The sequence below is a fragment of the Pseudomonas sp. CFBP 8758 genome (genome assembly GCF_014841725.1).
GTDB classification, from domain to species: domain Bacteria; phylum Pseudomonadota; class Gammaproteobacteria; order Pseudomonadales; family Pseudomonadaceae; genus Aquipseudomonas; species Aquipseudomonas baltica.
In genome coordinates this window covers 169,666-189,203 of sequence record NZ_JACYUK010000001.1, presented here as the reverse complement: position 1 = coordinate 189,203, position 19,538 = coordinate 169,666, and the positions used below count along the sequence as shown (strand labels likewise).

At 53.5% G+C, this 19,538-nt stretch carries 18 protein-coding genes and 2 pseudogenes; 9 read left to right on the top strand and 11 right to left on the bottom strand.

Annotated features, from left to right (window positions below; all coding sequences use genetic code 11):
* The first annotated feature begins 175 nt into the window (after window positions 1-175).
* From IFT75_RS00885 to IFT75_RS00855, 7 genes are all read left to right on the top strand, one after another.
* Complete coding sequence (locus IFT75_RS00885; protein ID WP_192051345.1) at window positions 176-1,366, top strand: mandelate racemase/muconate lactonizing enzyme family protein; 1,191 nt, start codon at window positions 176-178, stop codon at window positions 1,364-1,366.
* A gap of 154 nt (window positions 1,367-1,520) precedes the next feature.
* Window positions 1,521-2,900, top strand: a complete 1,380-nt coding sequence (locus IFT75_RS00880) for an MFS transporter (RefSeq protein WP_122797578.1) — start codon at window positions 1,521-1,523, stop codon at window positions 2,898-2,900.
* A gap of 364 nt (window positions 2,901-3,264) precedes the next feature.
* Window positions 3,265-3,819: an OsmC family protein gene (locus IFT75_RS00875; RefSeq protein WP_192052840.1), complete on the top strand. Its 555-nt coding sequence runs from the start codon at window positions 3,265-3,267 to the stop codon at window positions 3,817-3,819.
* A gap of 91 nt (window positions 3,820-3,910) precedes the next feature.
* Window positions 3,911-4,684, top strand: a complete 774-nt coding sequence (locus IFT75_RS00870) for an SDR family NAD(P)-dependent oxidoreductase (protein WP_192051342.1) — start codon at window positions 3,911-3,913, stop codon at window positions 4,682-4,684.
* Between the two features lie 93 nt (window positions 4,685-4,777).
* On the top strand, window positions 4,778-5,368 hold the full coding sequence (locus IFT75_RS00865; protein WP_122797576.1) for a TetR/AcrR family transcriptional regulator: 591 nt from the start codon (window positions 4,778-4,780) through the stop codon (window positions 5,366-5,368).
* 3 nt (window positions 5,369-5,371) lie between these two features.
* A complete protein-coding gene (locus IFT75_RS00860) occupies window positions 5,372-6,070 on the top strand; it encodes a DsbA family oxidoreductase (RefSeq protein ID WP_122797575.1) in 699 nt (232 codons plus the stop codon).
* A 63-nt stretch (window positions 6,071-6,133) separates the two neighbouring features.
* The gene (locus IFT75_RS00855; RefSeq protein ID WP_192051340.1) at window positions 6,134-6,463 is read left to right on the top strand and encodes a thioredoxin family protein; all 330 of its coding nucleotides are present in this window, start codon (window positions 6,134-6,136) and stop codon (window positions 6,461-6,463) included.
* 33 nt (window positions 6,464-6,496) lie between these two features.
* Here the strand turns inward: IFT75_RS00855 and kefC are convergent.
* From kefC to IFT75_RS00815, 8 genes and pseudogenes are all read right to left on the bottom strand, one after another.
* A pseudogene (gene kefC / locus IFT75_RS00850) lies at window positions 6,497-8,320 on the bottom strand (glutathione-regulated potassium-efflux system protein KefC).
* Window positions 8,321-8,841 (bottom strand): annotated as a pseudogene (gene kefF / locus IFT75_RS00845) (glutathione-regulated potassium-efflux system oxidoreductase KefF).
* 109 nt (window positions 8,842-8,950) lie between these two features.
* Window positions 8,951-9,169 carry a tautomerase family protein gene (locus IFT75_RS00840; RefSeq protein WP_122797573.1) on the bottom strand — a complete coding sequence of 73 codons (219 nt, stop codon included), beginning with the start codon at window positions 9,167-9,169 and terminating at the stop codon, window positions 8,951-8,953.
* 30 nt (window positions 9,170-9,199) lie between these two features.
* Window positions 9,200-10,306, bottom strand: coding sequence for an alkene reductase (locus tag IFT75_RS00835; RefSeq protein WP_192052838.1), 1,107 nt, complete (start codon window positions 10,304-10,306; stop codon window positions 9,200-9,202).
* A gap of 42 nt (window positions 10,307-10,348) precedes the next feature.
* Complete coding sequence (locus tag IFT75_RS00830; protein ID WP_007252395.1) at window positions 10,349-10,681, bottom strand: carboxymuconolactone decarboxylase family protein; 333 nt, start codon at window positions 10,679-10,681, stop codon at window positions 10,349-10,351.
* Between the two features lie 444 nt (window positions 10,682-11,125).
* Window positions 11,126-12,484: a glutathione-disulfide reductase gene (gene gorA, locus IFT75_RS00825; RefSeq protein WP_192052836.1), complete on the bottom strand. Its 1,359-nt coding sequence runs from the start codon at window positions 12,482-12,484 to the stop codon at window positions 11,126-11,128.
* 327 nt (window positions 12,485-12,811) lie between these two features.
* The gene (locus IFT75_RS00820; RefSeq protein ID WP_192051332.1) at window positions 12,812-13,564 is read right to left on the bottom strand and encodes an alpha/beta hydrolase family protein; all 753 of its coding nucleotides are present in this window, start codon (window positions 13,562-13,564) and stop codon (window positions 12,812-12,814) included.
* A gap of 596 nt (window positions 13,565-14,160) precedes the next feature.
* Window positions 14,161-14,616: a helix-turn-helix domain-containing protein gene (locus tag IFT75_RS00815; RefSeq protein WP_192051330.1), complete on the bottom strand. Its 456-nt coding sequence runs from the start codon at window positions 14,614-14,616 to the stop codon at window positions 14,161-14,163.
* Between the two features lie 158 nt (window positions 14,617-14,774).
* On the opposite strand from IFT75_RS00815, the gene IFT75_RS21520 reads away from it, so the two are divergent.
* Window positions 14,775-15,170 carry a DUF6957 family protein gene (locus tag IFT75_RS21520; RefSeq protein WP_342214300.1) on the top strand — a complete coding sequence of 132 codons (396 nt, stop codon included), beginning with the start codon at window positions 14,775-14,777 and terminating at the stop codon, window positions 15,168-15,170.
* A 111-nt stretch (window positions 15,171-15,281) separates the two neighbouring features.
* A protein-coding gene (locus IFT75_RS00810) for an IS3 family transposase (protein ID WP_192052834.1) occupies window positions 15,282-16,444 on the top strand; the annotation gives its coding sequence in 2 pieces (ribosomal slippage) (window positions 15,282-15,534 and window positions 15,534-16,444; 1,164 coding nt in all).
* Window positions 16,445-16,461: 17 nt separating this feature from the next.
* Here the strand turns inward: IFT75_RS00810 and IFT75_RS00805 are convergent.
* From IFT75_RS00805 to IFT75_RS00795, 3 genes are all read right to left on the bottom strand, one after another.
* Window positions 16,462-17,388, bottom strand: coding sequence for an AEC family transporter (locus tag IFT75_RS00805; protein ID WP_122797570.1), 927 nt, complete (start codon window positions 17,386-17,388; stop codon window positions 16,462-16,464).
* Window positions 17,385-18,551 carry a pyridoxal phosphate-dependent aminotransferase gene (locus tag IFT75_RS00800; protein ID WP_122797569.1) on the bottom strand — a complete coding sequence of 389 codons (1,167 nt, stop codon included), beginning with the start codon at window positions 18,549-18,551 and terminating at the stop codon, window positions 17,385-17,387. Before IFT75_RS00800 ends, IFT75_RS00805 begins: the two co-directional genes overlap by 4 nt.
* 95 nt (window positions 18,552-18,646) lie before the next feature.
* The gene (locus tag IFT75_RS00795; RefSeq protein WP_192052832.1) at window positions 18,647-19,531 is read right to left on the bottom strand and encodes a LysR substrate-binding domain-containing protein; all 885 of its coding nucleotides are present in this window, start codon (window positions 19,529-19,531) and stop codon (window positions 18,647-18,649) included.
* Window positions 19,532-19,538: the final 7 nt, after the last annotated feature.

Here is a 19,538-nt window from a genome sequence, read left to right as displayed (position 1 = left end):
GGCAACCGAGGTGGTGGCTGTCAACAGTTAACAATTCGCTTTTCTAGCATCCGTCCCCGCTGGGAATGGGGATCATCGAGAGGGTGTTGACGAGCCAAAGCTTTGGGCCTAGGATCGATTTCGTCGATTGTTAACAATTAACTGTTGGACGATATGGCCTTGGAGAACAATAAAAATGCGTATTGAACAGATCGAAACTATTGCTTGTGACGCAGGTTGGCGGAATTACCATTACCTCAAGATCGTTGCTGACGATGGGACTGTAGGGTGGGCCGAGTACGATGAAGCATTCGGGCCCGCTGGCCTCACTGGCGTGATCGAAAAAATTGCGCCCAGACTTATAGGGCAGTCAGTTTTGGGTCACGAAGCGGTGATTGGCCCACTTGCTGCGACCTTGAGACCAGCTCCCCACGGACTGGCGGCAGAAGCTCTCGGGGCTTTCGAGAATGCGCTTCTTGATCTCAAAGGGAAGGCGCTGGGAGTACCGTGCTACGAGCTTCTGGGCGGAAAGCACAGAGATAGCATCCCTGTGTACTGGTCGCATTGCGCTACCTGGCGCATCAACCATCCAAAATTTTACAGTCCGGTCATCACCGATCTGAGTGGGGTTACGCAGGCTGGCGTGGACGCACGCGAGCTGGGAGTCCCGGCGGTTAAGACAAATTTGTTCGTCCATGACGAGCGCGGTATTCGGCAGTGGATGCCAGGATTCGCGGCCCCGTACGAGCCTTCCCTGAACCTGGATAAGAAGCTGGTCACGAGTGTGCGCTCCCACCTTGATGCCTTGATAGCAGGTGCGGGCCCAGACACGGAGCTCTTGATCGACTTAAACTTCAACTTCAAAACTGAAGGGTTCGTGAAGATCATCAAAGCGCTGCGTGACTATGATTTTTTTTGGATAGAACTGGACAGTTATAATCCCCAAGCCCTCGCATACATACGCTCGCAAAGCCACGCACCAGTCGCAGCCTGCGAAACGCTGTTCGGCATACGTCAGTTCCTACCGTATCTACAAGCTCAAGCCGTTGACGTTGCGATCATTGATGCAGTTTGGAATGGAGTGTGGCAATCCATGAAGATTGCGCATGTGGCCGATGCACTAGACGTAAATGTCGCGCCTCATAATTTTTATAGCCATCAAGCAACAATGATGAACGTGCACTTCGCGGCTGCGGTTCCGAACCTCAGGATCATGGAGCATGATATTGATCGCTTGGCGTGGGACAAGGATCTTTTTAGTTATATACCGGAGATCAAAAATGGCGCAATGGTTGTGCCTGACACTCCAGGTTGGGGATGTGATCCAATCGAAGACATGATGCGAGCCCGCCCTGCTCGAGCTTTTAAAGGATACCTAGGCTTGTAACAGCTAATTAAAGCGAGGGGGATCACTCCTCGCAATCAAACTAACGGGAGAATAAAAATGACAACCTCTCAATTTACAGCGACAAGAATCTTCAAGCCTACGAACTCAAAACCGCACTCTTCTTTGATGCCTTTCGGTTCAGGTGGGCATCATCATGAATAAATCAAATGCTGTGAGCGGCCAAGAGAAATGTAACGCGGATGGCTGCGTGCAGGCGCCCGATATCTACAGAAAAATCACGCTCCGCCTAATTCCGTTTCTTTTTATATGTTACGTCTTCGCCTATCTTGATCGTGTGAACATCGGATTTGCGGCCATTCATATAAAACAGGATTTGAATTTTTCAGACGCTGTATACGGGTTGGGTGCTGGAATTTTCTTCCTAGGCTATTTTCTGTTCGAAATACCTAGCAATCTGATTCTGGAGAAAATTGGCGCCCGGCTTACGCTAATGCGCATCATGATTGTTTGGGGACTAATCTCGGGCAGCTTTGCGTTTATCCAGACACCAATGCAATTCTATATTGCACGATTTCTTCTAGGTGCGTTTGAGGCTGGGTTCTTCCCAGGAATCGTCCTTTACCTGACATTCTGGTATCCGTCTGCAATGAGGGGAAAAATCATTGCGATGTTCATGTCCGCAATCGCAGTTGCAGGAATCATCGGCGGGCCCGTTTCGGGTTGGCTGCTAGCCCACATGGATGGTGTGCTCGGCTACCGGGGCTGGCAGTGGATGTTCGTGATTGAGGCAATCCCCACTCTTATATTGGGTATCTCTGTATTCTTTGTGCTCTCGAATAGTCCTAACGAAGCCAGCTGGCTCAGTAACAGCGAGAAGAGCATTGTTGTTGACGCCTTGGCGGAAGAGAACTCAAGTGATAAAGGGAAGACTCATCATTTTGGTGCAGCACTGAAGGATTATCGACTTTATATTCTCGGCGCTGTTTACTTCTCTATCTCGGCTAGCTTGTACATTATAAGCTTTTGGTTGCCGTCTCTGATTCGAGAGCACGGAATTTCCGACGCAGTAAATATAGGCCTGCTGACTGCAATACCCTATATCGTAGGCGTAATTGGAATGATCTTGATTTGCAAACACTCTGACAAGAAACAGGAGCGCCGTTGGCATTTGGCTGTGTGTATGTTCGGTGGTTGCATCGGGCTTTTAATGGTTGTGTGGTTCGGCCAAAGCTTGGTGGTTTCTTTGGGCGCGATCACGCTAGCAGCTACGTGCATACTCACTGCGATGCCCGTTTTCTGGACAATTCCAACCTCCTACATGTCCGGTTCTGCGGCAGCAGGTGGAATCGCCGCAATTAATTCCATTGGCTTGCTGGGCGGTTTCACCAGTCCAGCTGTGATCGGTTGGATCAAGATCACTACCGGATCCATAAACTACGGCCTATGCATTTTCTCAGCTGTACTTGCATGCGGAGCTGTTCTCTTGTTGAAGGGCATTCCTGCAGCACTGATACCGCGTAAAGACTTTCAAGCTACTGTAGGTAGAAATTTGCACGCGGGGCAGACCCACTGAAATCGTGCAGTGCCAAGACAGCGTATGGCTTGGCACTGCACGGCTCGGGCAAGAACAGAGCACATCCCTGTCAGCATTTTCTAATCGTTATTTCCCTTTCACACAGCCGCTCAGCGGATGTGGAAGCCGCTGATTTCCTCCCGCGCTATCTCTCTGATTCTTGACCAGTCATCGCCCTATCCCATTGATTAGCCTGGATTTACTCGCGGGGAGAGGCCTCGATGCGCACTCCAATATGCTGGTCTCTACAGCTACCTGCTTAAGAATTTTGGCTAAACTCCTTGCAAGCAAACCATCTAGTTGGTAGGGTTGTTTGGTCAGCGATTCATTCAAGCGACCTTACGTAACCTAAAGGATTTACCAAATGACTAACAACCTGAACGGTATTGACGTAGCTGCCCTGCAACAGTTTGCTCAAGGTGTTGCTGAGAATGCGAACAAGCGCCACGCCAGCTTCAACGTTAAGACCGCGTGGAAAGGCCAGACCCGCTCCGTGGCCAAAGTAAGCCGCTACAGCCTCGCCGGTGAAACCTACTCGCGTGATTTCGAAATCGTTGCCGACGAGCCAAATGAATTGCTGGGTGAAAACACTGCGCCGAACCCTCAGGAGCTGCTGATGGCTGCTCTCAACGCCTGCATGTCGGTCGGCTATGCCGCCAATGCCGCGATGATGGGCATCAAAATTCACAGCCTGGAGATCGAGACTGACGGCACCCTCGACCTGCGCGGCTTCCTGGGCATCGACGAAAGCGTTAACCCAGGCTACGACGAAGTCAGTGTTGTCATTCGCCTGCACACCGACGCCTCGCGTGAGCGTGTGGAAGAGCTGCACAACTTGGTGCTCAAGACATCGGTCAACTACGCAAACTTCTCCAGAGCCATTCGCATGGTGCCAACCCTCGAAGTGCGTGAGGGCTGATCCCAAGCCTTGTCACATCCGAGCCAGGCGTGCACCGGCAGTTTGCTTGCCGGTGCCACCCTCAATGAAATCTGGATAAACGGAGTCTGCAATGAACGATTTTTTTAAAGGCAAAAAACTGTTGGTCGTCGGCGGCACGAGTGGCATGGGCTTGGAAACAGCTCGCCAGTTCTTGAAGTCGGGCGGGAGCGTGGTTATCACCGGCAGCAAACAGGATAAAGCCGAGACTGTGCGTGCCGAGCTGAGTCCGCTGGGGAACGTATCCGTGATCGTTGCCAACCTCATGACGGAGGAAGGGATGAATCATGTACGCAACGAGATCAATGCCAACCATAGCGACATTGGTTTCATGGTGAACTCTGCAGGCATATTCATTCCCAAGCCTTTCATCGAGCACGATGAGGCTGACTACGACATGTACCTGGATCTGAACCGCGCCACATTCTTCATCACTCAGGCTGTGGTCAAGAACATGCTTGCCGCCAAACGCGAAGGTTCCATTGTCAACGTTGGTTCGATTGGTGCCCAAGCCGCCCTGGCAGGCTCTCCTGCGACTGCTTATTCGATGGCCAAGGCGGGTCTGCATGCAGTTACCCGAAACCTCGCAGTTGAATTGGCTCACTCAGGTATCCGGGTCAATGCCGTTTCACCTGGCATTGTTCACACCTCGATCTATGAAGGCTTCATGGACAAGGATGCAATCCCGGATGCGATGAAGTCGCTGAATGATTTCCACCCGTTGGGTCGAGTGGGTGTTCCCGAAGACGTCGCCAACACCATCCTCTTTTTGCTCTCCGATAAAACGTCCTGGGTGACCGGCGCTATCTGGGATGTGGACGCAGGGGTGATGGCGGTACGCGCCTAATACCGTAGCAAGCACTGCGTGTAGCGCCTTCCAGCTAGGCGCTTTTCCAATGCACTGCTTCGGTGGAAAGGGTGCTGGCTGTAGGAGTTCTGAATGTCTATCACGACAAAAGCTGCGCTTATGAGTTATGCGGAAACCCAGATGCGTTCCAAGGGTTATTCAGCATTTAGTTACGCTGATCTCGCCGCGAAGATCGGTATCAAAAAAGCCAGCATTCACCATCACTTTCCTACCAAGGAGTGCCTGGGCGCGGAGCTGATCAACGACTACATCGCTCGATTCAATGAGACGTTGCTCTCAATCGAGAGCATGCATTCCGAGCCACTGCAGCGCTTACAGGCTTTTTCCCGACTTTTCGTGATCAGCGCGAATGAGGGGCTGCTGCCGTTATGCGGCGCCTTGGCAGCGGAAATGGCTGCGTTGCCTTTATCGCTCCAAGGGCTTACCAGGGATTTCTTCAATTCGCAGCTCGCCTGGCTTCAAAGCACCCTCGAGGACGCCGTCCGGCAGCACAACTGGTCACTGGGAACAACCGCTGAAAACTTCGCCTTCATGCTGCTGAGCATGTTGGAGGGAGCCAGCCTCATTGATTGGACACTCGGTCGATCAACCGACCCTTTGGCTGGTTTTAACCATTTGCTTGAAATGGTGGCAATTCAGTCTTCATTTCTTCGTGCAGGATAAATCATGAAAACTCCTTCGAAAAAATACGTTGTCGATATCTGGTCTGATTATGTGTGTCCTTGGTGCTGGATTGCCAAGCGCCGCTTTGAGAAAGCACTTGAATGCTTCCCAGAGAAGGACGAGGTACAGGTCAACGTTCGGGCCTATCGGCTGGCTGCCAACCATGCTCCGGAGCCGATGATTCCGGCCTTGAAGCGTAAGCTCGGTAACGCAAACTCCGCTTTATCGATGATGAGTACTGTCAGTAAATATGGCGAGGCCGACGGGCTGGATTACCGCTTTGACACCATGATGTTTGGCGATACTGCGGATGCTCATGTGCTGGTAAAAGCTGTTGAAGACTCGGAGGTAAAAAAGCGTCTTGTGGAAGCGCTGTACGAGCAGAGTACCAGCCACGGTAAGTCCCTTTTTGATCGCGCCAGCTTGGCGGCGATTGCTAAAGGCGCAGGTGTGTCGGATGAGTCCATCCAACTGGCTTGGTCATCTGCAGAGCTGCGCGCTGAGATGAAAGCGGATGAACAGTTTGCCGCCCAATTGGGTTCCGGCGTACCGCTGTTCGTCTTCAATAATGCGGTCTCGGTATCAGGCGCACAGACAGACGCCTCCTTCCTTCAGGCGTTGAATCAGATGGCAGCTGAGGCGAAATCCCTGGATAGCGCATCAATGGGCCAGGTCTGCGGGATCGATGGCTGCGAAATTTGACTGGCATTGGATGGCGGCACTCTCAAGGTGCCGCTTTTCCCTGACACAGAACGAGAGACCCAGATGAGCCGTATCGTTGAGTTGAGTGCTCCCCAATTTGCTCGCTTCGTAGCCAAAGGCAGCAGTGTCGTTATGTTCTCCGCCTCTTGGTGCAAACCCTGTAAAGAAATGAGGCCGGTCTTTCTTGAGCTCGAAGCAAAACTCCATTCGATAGCATCTTTTGGGAAGATTGATATCGCTGTGTCTCCGACGATTGCGCAGATGTACGGCATCCGCTCTGTGCCGTCCTTGGCCGTGTTTAACGAAGGCCGGTTGTTGAAAGTCTTCGCAGGGTCTAAATCGGTCTCAGCCTTGAAGAAAGCGATCATCGCTGAGCTGGAAGACGCCAGCTAATCGGGCGTCCTCCATGCTCATCAGTCTGGTCGCCTATGCACCTGGTGATGTCGAAGACTCGTTTTTACCTGGGCCAGCGTCAATTGGATGAGCGCGATCCTCATTGAAGATCTCAGTTAGTAAAGCGTTCGCTCGCTTGTAAGCGTCGTATCTGAAGTCGGTATCCTCATCGGGTTGAGCGGCCATCTCCTCCAGCATTTCCAGGTTCAGACGGCGGAACCGATCCGCACGCTCACGGGCCTCGTAGCGTCCTATCCCTAGTTGCTCCAAAGCTCTGCGCCCGAGAGAAAGTGCGCTTTCAAAGGTCTCTCGCTCTACGTCTTCAATACCCATCTGACGCAGCGTGATGATGTGTCCCATATCACGAGCGCGCACGACCAGCTTCAAGGATGGAAAATGCTCTTGGGCCAGCTTGGTCAGTGCCAGGTTATCTTCCTGATTGTCGATGGCATTGATAAGCACCACGGCCTGTGCGGCACCCGCAGCGTGCAGTAAATCGAGACGAGTGGCATCCCCGTAGAATACCTTCACCCCAAACTTGCGAAGTGTCTCGATGTGGTCTGGGTCGTGATCCAAGACCACTACCTCGAAACCACAGGACATCAGCAGACGTCCCGCGATCTGACCAAATCTTCCGAAGCCGGCGATGATCACTCGAGGATTACTTTGGTCAATGGTGTCCGCTTCCTTGCTGCCCTGTTTGTTCGCTGACTCCAGGTGATTGAGCAAGAGGATCAATAAAGGCGTTACACCCATGGACAGCGCCACCGCCAGCGTCAAGCTTTTACCCCAAGGGTCGACTAGGATTCCGGCGACCGTGGCGGCACTAAATACGACAAAGGCAAACTCACTGCCTTGACCGAGAAATACCGCCTGCCATGAACGCTGGTCATTTGGGACATTCAGGAATCGACCCAAAAGCTTGATCACGAGTAGCTTGATCAGGATGAAGCCCAACGTCAGGGTGATGACTTTCAGAGGGGCGTCGATCAGCGTTCCGAAGTCAATCGACATACCCACGCCGATGAAGAACAAACCCAGCAACAGCCCTTTGAAAGGTTCGATATCGCTCTCCAGTGCATGACGATACTCCGAGCTGGCCAACAGGACGCCGGCTAGGAAAGCGCCCATGGCCATGGATAAGCCCGCCTCTTCCAACAAGAGGCCAAACCCGAACACCAAGAACAGTGCGACGGCGCTAAAGATTTCTCTCAGGCCAGAGCGCGCTACGAAGCGAAGGACGGGCCGAGAGACGTACTGACCCAAGAGAACCACTGCGACAATTGCACCGACGATTTTGGCGATAGACAGGGCCAGCGCTGCCCCTGAGGGCGTACCACCATCTGCGGCCAGCAGTGGAATCATTGCCACCAAGGGAATCGCTGCGATGTCCTGGAATAACAACACCGCAAAGCTGCTACGACCTACAGCGGTGGAGTTCATGTTTCGCTCGCTCATGGCCTGCATGGCGATAGCAGTCGACGACAGGCTCAGCGTCAGGCCGACCAGCTATGCAGCCGTCCAGTTCAAGCCTAGGGCTGCGCAAAATATTGCGATGGCAATACCGCACGCCAGCATCTGTAACGCGCCGCCCCCGAAGACCATACGGCGCATTGCCCAAAGACGCTTGGGGTCGAGTTCCAGACCAATGATGAACAGCATCAAGACCACGCCAATTTCGGCGAAGTGCAGGATGGACTCGACGTCAGTCACGAGCTTCAAGCCCCAGGGGCCGATCACGCAGCCGGCTATCAGGTAGCCCAGAACAGGCCCCAATCCCAACCGGACGGCAATCGGGACTATCAAAGCAGCCGAGCCTAGGTAGATGAGCATTTCAATCAGGCTGTGGGTTTCCATTCAGTCTTCCTTCCATGAGGCCAGGCGCTCGCCGTAACGACGAATTTGCTTGAGTAGTGCAGTTTGATCTGCTCTGTATGCGCCGTGAATTGCTACAGGACTCAACCAGTTCATCGCGCAGTAGTTCGCGGTCGCCTGAAGGGGTTGGGACAACACCGCGAAGCCTGGGTGGTCGCCGCCTTGAAATGATCGTGCTCTCCGCCCGTGGTTACGGCCCACAGCAGACTCTTGTTTTTCAACGCAGTAGCGCCCGCACCGTAGGCCCAGCCCTGCGTGAAGACCTTATCGATCCACAGCTTCAAAAGTGGCGGGTAGCTATACCAATATAGAGGGTGTTGGAGAACCAACAGGTCTGCTTGCTCCACGGCCTTTTGCTCGGCTTCAACGTCGATATTGAAATCGGGGTAAAGGTCGTACAGGGAGCGGATTACAACATTAGGATTAGTTGCTGTGAACCTGAGCATCAGCTCGTTTACGTTGGATTTCTCAGGGTAAGGATGGGCGTAAATGATCAGAATCACGGCGTGATCCCCCACAAGCTGGGCGTTCTTTTAGAACGGAAAAAGCCCCCTGACCGTTGAGCGTAGATGCACTCAGCAATCAGGGAGCTAGTAGTTAAGCGATGAAGCCTTATTGACCTGCTTGCAGCTTCAAAACATCCTGTGCAGTCACGGGGTTGCCAGCGATGCCCCAGTCTCCGCTCTTAACCTCTTCGAAAATGACCCAGGTCAGGGCACGCATGTTTTCGCCCTCCACCGACACCATAGCGTCGGTTACCTTGCGAATGACCTCTGCTTTTTGCTCGTCGGTAAAAACGCCTTCGATGCCTTTGATAGTCACGAGTGGCATGGTGTTCTCCTAAGGTCTTGAACGGGAGTATTAGGCTTTCGCAGCTGAGTATTCCGGGTAGTCGGTGTAACCCTTATCAATGGAATCGCTAACCCCGTAGTAGGTCTCGCGATCACCCTCGGCCAGCGGCCAATCGTTCTGCATGCGCTCTACCAGATCCGGGTTGGCGATGTAGGCGGTGCCGAAAGCGATCAGGTCGAGTTCGCCTTTGGCCAGCTCAGACTCTGCGATCTCTTTGGTGAAGCCGCCAGCAGCCATCAAGGTGCCTTTGTAAGCTTCACGGAACGCAGCGCCGAAACCTGGTGGTGTTTGCGCGGCCAGGATGGTCGGCTGGTAGTTCAGGTGAACAAATGCCAGCTCTCGTTCGTTGAGGGCAGCCGCCATGCTCATCCAGGTTTCTTCTTCGCCTTCGTACACACCGAAGTCGTACAGTCGACCGAACGGAGAGAAACGCACGCCAATTTTCGATCCACCGATTTCAGCTGCAATCGCGTCAATCGTTTCCAGGAGGAAGCGCTGACGGTTCGCAATGGAGCCACCGTACTGATCAGTACGAGTGTTCAAGGCGCTGCTCAGGAATTGGTCGAACAGGAAGCCGTTGGCTGCCATGATTTCGATACCGTCAAAACCGGCATCCATCGCCATACGCGCAGACTTAACAAAGTCCGCGATGACGCGTTTTACTTCTTCGGTTTCTAGGGCGCGTGGCGCACTAGGCTGTACAGGGCCAGATTTGCCGGGCTCGATCCAGGCATACACCGTGGTATCCACCGCAGACACCGTGCCCGAAGACACGGGCGCCATGCCATGTACAGACACGTGGGACATGCGGCCAACGTGCCAGAGCTGTGCAAAAATCTTCCCGCCTTTGGCGTGCACCGCGTCAGTCACGTTCCGCCAACCCGGCAGATGCACATCCTCGTAGATACCAGGGGTGTACAGATAGCCACGAGCCTCATCGGAGATGGGCAGGCCTTCGGTGATCAGCAAGCCAGCAGAAGCACGTTGCGCGTAGTACAGCGCGTTCGATTCATTTGGAATGTTGTTCAACGTTCGGGTGCGGGTCATGGGCGCCATGACAACGCGGTTTTTTAGCGGGATACCGGCCAAATCGTAAGGGGTGAACAGCTCATTCATGATTGCTCTCGAAATCGTCTAAGAGGAAAGTCTGCGTAATGCTTAGGACTTATCGAAAGCGTCGAGTACATGGGTGCTGTAGACAAGAGCGGCACCGGCGTTCATGTTGATGGCTACGCCCAGTGCTTCGGCCACTTCTTCGCTGGTAACACCGAGCTTTTTGGCTTCCGCTGCGTGGAATGCAATACAGCCATCACACCGGGTTGTCACAGCTACTGCGAGGGAGATCAGTTCGCGAGTTTTCGCATCCAGGTGATTTGTCTTGCTGCCGGCAGCACCGAGAGCAGCCATGCCCTTCATGGTTTCAGGGGAAAGGCCGTTCAGCTCTACCAGACGAGTGTTGATGTCTTTGCGGGTTTGCTTCCAATCTTGCATGGGGGCTCTCACGTGGGCGTTCAACGCCCTGCAGGTTCGTGGGTGATTTCTGAATCTGGATATACGCTACCATCTAGTTGGTAGGCTTTCAACAGATCATTAGAAAATCATGTCACTCGACAAGATATTGGTGACAATTTCGGTACGGGATTTTCTAGGATTGGTTGGAAGATTCTTCCAAATAAAACTGCCTACCTATAGGTAGCCTTTCTAAGGATGAGAATCTTATTTGGTTGGAAAAAGCAGCGCGCCCGCTCGAATGGATGCATGTGCCGAATGCTTGGGGGATAAAGCTTGCCGTATCAAGGTTGAGATTCTTTGTACGGAGCTGGGGACAACCATGCTCAGGTGCGTGTCGTCCACGGCGAGACGGCGCGGCAAACGTTTACACCCAGCTGCTGCCATTGCGACAGAGCTGAGTGCATAAAAACTGCCTGAAACCGATCAGCCTCCAACCGGGGTGCGCATGGTGACAAATTCTTCAGCGGATGTCGGATGCACAGCGATGGTCTCGTCGAAAATGCGTTTGGTCGCCCCCGACTTCAGCGCAATCGCTAACCCCTGCACAAGCTCTCCGGCATCAGGGCCTACCATATGACAGCCCAAAACCTTATCGGACTTGGCATCCACCACGAGCTTCATCAACGTGCGCTCCTGGCACTCGGTCAACGACAGTTTCATAGGGCGGAAGCGGGTTTCAAAGATTACTACCTCGTGCCCTGCCTCACGTGCCTCCTCTTCGGTCAACCCGACAGTTCCGATATTAGGCTGGCTGAAGACTGCCGTCGGGATCATCTGGTAGTCAACCGGACGGTATTGCTCAGGCTTGAATAAGCGACGTGCCACTGACATACCCTCGGCCAGTGCGACAGGCGTAAGCTGGACTCTCCCTATCACGTCTCCCAAAGCTAGGATTGACGGCTCAGCAGTTTGATATAGCTCATCAACCTCAACAAAACCTCTTTCGTCTAGTTTTACACCCGTATTTTCCAAGCCCAGGTTGTCGAGCATCGGGCGTCTACCCGTAGCGAAGAGGACACAATCTGTCTCAAGCTGCCGACCATCCTTTAGGGTTACTTTCAGGCTGCCGTCAGGTTGCTTGTCGATACGCACAATGTCGGAATTGAATTGCAGATCCATCCCACGCTTGGTCAACTCTTCCTGCAAATGCTTGCGTACCGTACCGTCGAAGCCGCGCAGGAACAGATCACCGCGATACATCAGCGTGGTGCTGGCACCTAAGCCATGGAAGATCCCGGCAAACTCAACGGCAATGTAGCCGCCACCGACTACAAGAACGCGCTTGGGCAGACCTTTGAGAAAGAATGCTTGATTGGAGCTGATCGCGTACTCGTGACCGGGGATTTCGGGGATCTTTGGCCAGCCACCGGTAGTAATCAGGATGTTGTTAGCCGTGAAGCGCTCGCCATTGACCTCGACGGTATGCGGATCAACGATTTTCGCGTGTCCCTCATGGAGGGTGACGCCGCTGCTGACCAGCAGATCGCGATAGATATTGTTCAGACGATTGATCTCACGATCTTTGTTGGCGATCAGCGTCGCCCAATCAAATTTCGCGTCACCAGGAGTCCAGCCAAAGCCCTGCGACTGCTCGAAGTCTTCGGCGAAATGTGCGCCGTAAACCAGTAGCTTTTTCGGCACGCAACCAACGTTCACACACGTACCGCCTAAGTAACGACTTTCGGCCACTGCCACCCTCGCGCCAAATCCGGCAGAAAAGCGAGCAGCACGCACGCCACCAGAACCTGCGCCGATTACATATAGATCAAAGTCGTAAGACATAGATAATCTCCGAATGGGTTGGCACCATTTCACAGTCTGTATGACAAGTGGTGCTGGCTGATTTAAAGGTCAACTAAATTAATTTTAAAACCGCGCTACTGCTTCCATAGATCGGCTATTAACGCTGCAGTAAGCGAGACGACTACAATCGACAGAAAAATATTCGGCCAAAGGTTGCTGTCATCACTGCCCTGTTGGCGGTGCGCGAACTCACTGTCACAACAAAACGGTTGTTTTTTCTCTCTTTCTCTAGCTGCTTTCAGAGCCAGTATTGAGCAATACCGAATAGAATTAACCTCTATAGGATTTAAGGTAATAAAATGCGTCCTACAAGTATCTCGAACTCCACGCTGTAATGCATGACGCTACATAGCTTGCGTCTTTGCTGTTGGTAAGCAGGTGGTCTGCTGAGTCCAATGAGATGAAACTTTTTGGATGCTTAGCTTTGAGATAGATCTTCTGCGCTTGCTCTATCGATACAACGTTGTCTACTGGTGAGTGGAAAATAAGCAATGCGCGCTGCAGGTTGGCGATGTTTTGATCCTGCTGCTGCGATTCGATGTCGTCAAGGAACTGCTTCTTTATCGTGAACTCTCGTCCTGCGAGCGTAACTTTGAATTCACCAATATCCCTAATCGCGTCAACGTCTCTCCTGAATTGTTTCATTACATGGGCAGCTTCTGCGGGTGCCCCAATGGTGACAACTCCCTTTGCTTCCAGGATGTGCTTAGCCGCAGAGATGACCGCCGCACCGCCCAGACTATGACCAATCAATATGGAGGGAGCCTGGTACGTCGTACGCAAGAAATCAGCCGCCGCGACTAGGTCGGCTACATTGGATGAAAAGTTACTATTCGAAAAGTCACCATCACTACCACCTAGGCCAGTAAAGTCGAAGCGAAGCACTGCCACGTTATTGTCGACCAGAGCTTTCGAAATCCTCGCTGCGGCTTTGATATCCTTTCCGCACGTAAAGCAATGGGCGAACAAAGCGTATGCGCTAGGCGCATCGGGGGCTTCAAGCAGGCCAGATAGACTGATGCCTTGGGGGTTTTGGAACGTGATCTTTTGCTTTTTCATAGGGAGTCTTCCTTAGCACGTAGGCCTCCGCTCTCAGGCTGAACCGCCGCATGACTAATGCGTCCGAGGCGTAAAAGGCTTTGACCGTCAGTATAGGCCGCCCGCTGAAAGGCTACCATTCAGTTGGTAGGGTATCAATGCGTCCGTCTAGATTTCCAGTCTCCTCCGGGCGGAGTAGGAACTTCTGAAAGTTTTGAAAAAAATGTGCAGGGGGGGGTAGCTGTCAAACGTCTTGCTGATTCGCGCGCCCTGTTTTGACAGGTGCGCCTGAAGCCAATATCAGTTTTGCGTGGGGCGGGATCGCAATCGCGGAGAGAAGATTCTCTGCCGTACTACACCGCGAAACGCGGGGGTCTGAGGTTTCGCTAGCAGGTACTCACTATTGTGAGACCACCTGTTCCTTCGGGCGATGTAGGTCACTCGATGGAACTCACCGCCTCGCGACGCGGGGCTGGTAATCGGCAGTTACCGCCTGCCTCGTGGCTAAATCATTAGCTCACCACAGAATCAGCGGCGTTGATACCGTGCTGGGATCATGACAAATGTAATGGTCGGAGTAGTGACCCCATAGGAGCTATGCGATCAGTTCGCAGCAATCAATTTTGAGCATGCCACAGTCGCCGAACGGTGGTTCTGGGCATTCCTAGCTGCACGCTGATTTCAGTTTGCGAAAGCCCTGCGCGCTTCAGTTCCTGTACCTGTCTCAGTTTTCCTTCCACCGCCGCTGTTTGAGGAGGGGTAAGCGTTTGAGGCTCACGTGGCAGAAACTCGTCCAATACACCGAGCTGGTGCAATTCGGCCAGGACTTCTTCCAGGGCGGAGCGCGCTGTTTTACCTTCATCCGCCGCAGCCACAAGCGTCAGAAACGACAAAGGCCGAAGATCAAGAGCCTGAGCTAGATCTGCACTGAGATCGACGCTGGCTGAGACCGACGAGGCTTCCAGCCGACTGATGTGACCTTGATCAGCTTTATCCTGAAAATCAGCCTGCGATAAACCACGCCTCACCCTCAGCCACTGCAACGTCGCCGCGTAAGCCTTGCGCAATGACATCAGACAATTCCCTCCCAAAAAGAGGACGGTATGCCGGGTTTGATTGAGGCCAAACAAATGTATATAGTCATGGCGATGGTCTTTTAGCCGTAATCGCTGGCTGATTAGCGCCCGGTGGAAGCTCCATTTCTCTCCGCTGTTTTTAGGAGCTGCAATTTATGGGTAATTCTTCAGATCCTGGACTGCTTCGGGAGGGGGAGATTTCCTCTTTCGGAACTCAGCTACCCACGGCCGAAATCGAAGCGTTGGTGGAGGATCGCTTCGGTCGCAAGTCGTATTGCCTCGTCGAGGATTGGCTCATTTTTCACGTCGACGAGTCTCCCGAGTCGCTCGCGAAGGTACGAGCCACAGGCCTGCAACCGATGTTCATGTACGCACATTGCGTGATCCATGACCAACAAGGCCGATTTCCCCCAGGAGGATGGGTGCGCTCAACTCTGTGCAAATCTTTCGACGGTGTTTGCCTGTTTGAGACGCGGAACACCGTTTACGTGCTGGTAGGCGAAGGGCGCGAGATGAGGGCCTCGCTAAAGACAATATTTGGCTTATGTTAATCGCAGGCGCGCTAGGCGGGCCTGCATCACTCGAGAAAGACGATGTTTGTAGTGGTCTAATGAAACCGGACACCCATTTAGGCGAGAATGCTCGCCACAGAGAGGTGTCTGATGACCAAGCAACGTCGTACCTTTACCCCTGAGTTCAAGCGCGAGGCGGCGTGCCTGGTGCTCGATCAAGGCTACAGCCATACCGAAGCAGCCCGTTCGCTTGGGCTGGTTGAGTCGGCTCTGCGTCGTTGGGTGAACCAGCTCCAGCAGGAGCGTGGCGGTGTTACTCCGACCAGCAAAGCCCTGACGCCTGAGCAGCAAAAAATCCAGGAACTCGAAGCCCGTATCAATCGGCTAGAACGGGAAAAATCGATCTTAAAAAAGGCCACCGCGCTCTTGATGGCCGAGGAACACGAGCGTTCGCGTTAATCGATCAACTGCGGGCTCAAGAGCCGATTGATCTGTTGTGCTCGGTATTTGAAGTAACCCGATCTTACTACTACGCGTACTGCCGAAAACGTCGGTATCCGGATGCCGAACGGGTGGTTTTGCGTAGTCGCGTGAACGAGCTGTTCACGCAAAGCCGAAGCGCTGCGGGCAGCCGAAGCATCATGCTGATGATGAAAGAGGACGGCATGCAGATCGGGCGATTCAAGGTACGTAGGTTGATGCGCGAGATGAACTTGATCAGCAAACAGCCGGGCTCACATGCCTACAAAAAGGCTACTGTGGAGCGGCCTGATATTCCGAACGTGCTTGATCGGGGCTTCAACGTTACATCCCCGAACAAGGTCTGGTGCGGTGACATTACGTACGTTTGGGCTGAGGGTCGATGGCACTACCTGGCGGCTGTCATCGACCTTTGTGCCCGCCGTGTTGTGGGTTGGGCGTTCTCATCCAAGCCCGACGCCGACTTGGTGATCAAGGCGTTGGACATGGCTTACGAGCAGCGTGGCAGGCCGCAAAACGTAATGTTTCATAGCGATCAGGGCAGCCAGTATGGCAGCAGGAGTTTCCGCCAAAGACTATGGCGATACCGCTTCACACAGAGCATGAGTCGGCGCGGCAACTGCCACGATAACGCGCCGATGGAGCGGCTATTTCGCAGCCTGAAAACTGAATGGATACCGACGGTGGGCTACATGAGCGCTGCGCTAGCGCAACAGGACATCGGCCGGTTCCTGATGGAGCGATACAACTGGCGGCGACCGCATCAGTTCAACGAAGGGCTAGCGCCTGCGGTCGCTGAGGAAAAACTCAATTTAGTGTCCGGGAATTGTTGACCACTACAATATGAGGCTCAAACCCACTGGGTCACCGCAAGGATAACGATGGGAAGGGCCACTCCCGCCAGCAGGGTCTGACAAGCAATGATTCCGGCCATAAGCGGTGCATCTCCACCTAGCTGCCGCGCCATGATGTAGGACGATGAAGCAGTGGGGAGCGCCTGAAACAGCAGTGCTGCGATGGCAGCTTTTCCTTCCAGCCCGAACAAATGGCAAGCTCCAAGCGTGACCAGTGGCATGACTAAAAACTTCACCAGTGACGAATAGCCAACTGGGCGCAGCCACTGCCTCATGCTCCCGAACTCCAGCGCGGCGCCCACGCAGAGTAAACCTAGAGGGAGTGACGCTTGGCCCAACGCTTTGAGCACTGGCTCAACACCGATGGGCAGTCCCAAACCTGTCACTTGGATCAACCCACCAGCCAAGCACGACAGCAACAGCGGATTCAGAGCCAATTGCTTAAGGACTTTGCTCAATGGCATCCTGCCACCCGCCCCGTACTTCGCAAAGACCAACACGCACAGGATATTCACTGTGGGCACTATCGCCGCGTTCGCAACGGCTGCCAGGGCAATGCCCTGAACACCGAATAATCCCGCCGCTATCGACACGCCCACGTAATTGTTGAAACGTATACCACCCTGGAATATGGAGGTGAATGCCGCATCGTTTGTGGTGATGAGCGCTCGCGCGCTTACTAACATCAGCGATACCACAACAGTCGATACGATGAGCACAGAGACCATGCCTTGAAAGGGCACCCCATCAAGCTTAGCTGTAGCCAGCCCGTGAAAAAAAAGAGAGGGAAGCAGTACGTAATATGCCAAGCGCTCTGCCTGCGCCCAAAAGTTATCTGCCAAGAATTGACTACGTTTGAGCCATGCGCCTAACACGATCAATAATGCGATAGGCAACAAAGCTGTCAGCAAAGAGAGCGTCATGCGCTTGCCTTGATTTTCTGAACCAGCCGTTCACAGCCCTCAATCAGAACTGACTCATCAAGGGCGAATGAAAGCCTGAGATGCCCCGGCATACCGAATGCGCTACCTGGAACGGTAGCTACGCCTACTTCGAGTAGGGTTAGTGCGAAAGCCTGATCATCTTTGATCGTTCTGATCCGAGGTAGCAGGTAAAACGCACCCTCCGGACACGCGACATCAATCGCTTCGCAGGCCTCGAAGACATTCAGAGCAGCATCACGCCGCTGGCGATAAATAGCATTTCGCTCTTTCACCAGTGTCTGAGGCCCAGTCAACGCAGCCACCGCCGCCACTTGGCTCAGAGTGCTGGTCTGAGTACAGTTCTGTGACTGAACCGAATTGATGGCCGTGATCAATGGCGTTGGCCCACATCCCCATCCTACCCGCCAGCCGGTCATTGCGTAGACTTTGGACACGCCATCTACGATCAAAATACGGTGAGTCAAATCAGGTGCCACCGCCGCCAAGGTCTGATATACATCATCCGTGTAACGAATTTCTGAATAGATGTCATCTGAAAGCACCATCACTCCTGGGTATCGGCGCAGGACTTCAGCGATGTCTGACAGTTGCTGGCTTGAGTAGAGCGATCCTGAAGGATTACCGGGCGCGTTCAAGATGACCCATTTGGGCGACCTTGCCACACGAAGCGCTGCATCCAAAGCCTCTGCGGTGAGGCAATAACCGGCTTCTAGGGTAGTAGGCACCATCAAAGGTCGCGCGCCACACATTTTGATCATGGTGGGATAGCTTGCCCAATAGGGCGCAGGAACGATGACCTCATCCCCCTGTTTTAATGTCGCTTGGAAAGCGTTGTAAATGATCTGCTTCGCGCCACAGCCGACTGCCACCTGATCGTCTGAGTAATCCAGGTTTCGAATGGCTTTCATGCGCATACGGATCGCGTAACGAAGCGGTTCGATACCGTTCGAAGGTGAGTAAGTAAGGCGACCTTCAAGCGCGGCGTGCGCAGCCTCAAGCACGTGGGGCGGCGCGTTGAAATCCGGCTCTCCCAATGTCAGGTCGATGACATCCCTGCCCTGAGCGCGTATCAGCGCGGCGCGCTCAGCCATGATTAAGATAGGAGACCGCAACGAAGTGGTGTCGGTAGATGAAATGATCATGGTGCCCCTCAGCGAATCATCAAGATAGGCACCACGATAAGAAGTTCGACTCTAAAATAAAAACGACTTAAAATTCAGAAATCAACAAGTTTTTCTCATAGGTCAGTTTTTGGCAGATGCGCCTTCACGGCGTTCGCCAGTGCTGAAGCCAACCGTCCAAGTGGACGGTCTTCACGCTCCAGCAACACGACGCGCCTGGTTTTTTGCGGCGTGCCGAACGGCGCGATGGTCAGTGTCGTTAGGCTTTCGACTTGATGCTGAGCAAGCGGAATAATGGAGATGCCAAGTCCATTCGAAACCATCTTTATTATTGCATCTTGACTATCTAGCTCCATGCTAGTCTGCACGCGCAGCTTCATAGCGCGTAGCTCGCGCTCAATGGTTCGACCTGCCCAGGCGCGGCGGTCGAACCTAATGAACGGCTGGCTTTTGAGCAGCAACTGCAGGTCTTGAAGAGCAAGTGACACCGGCGCGATAATCCAGAATCCCTCCTCGTAAAGCGCCGTGCTCGTCAGACCATATGGGTGCGGTTTGACCGGCTCCGTTGTGATCGCAACGTCAAGCTCGCCCGCTTCAACGCGCGTAGCCAGCTCTGCGGACATGCCCGAAGCAACCGTGATTCGCAGGTGGGGATGATCGGTACGCAGTGCTGATAGCGCATGGGGCAGGACGCCGGCCAGCGCTGTCTGAATGGCGCCGATTCTAAGCCTGCCGCGCAGCTCACTGTCGCCACCAATCTCGGATGAGATGCCGTCGTATAGGGATAGGATTTCTCGTGCGCGCTCTACTGCGATATGACCTGCATCCGTGAGCACCGCCAGCCGCCTTGAACGATCAAACAGAAGTGCGTTGAAATCCTCCTCCAACGCCCGAACATGAAGGCTGACTGCTGACTGGGTGAGGTGCACGGCATCCGCTGCTCTGACGAAAGAGCCGTGCTGGGAAATAGCGAGCAGTGTTCGAAGTGCGCGTAGCGACATAGCCATT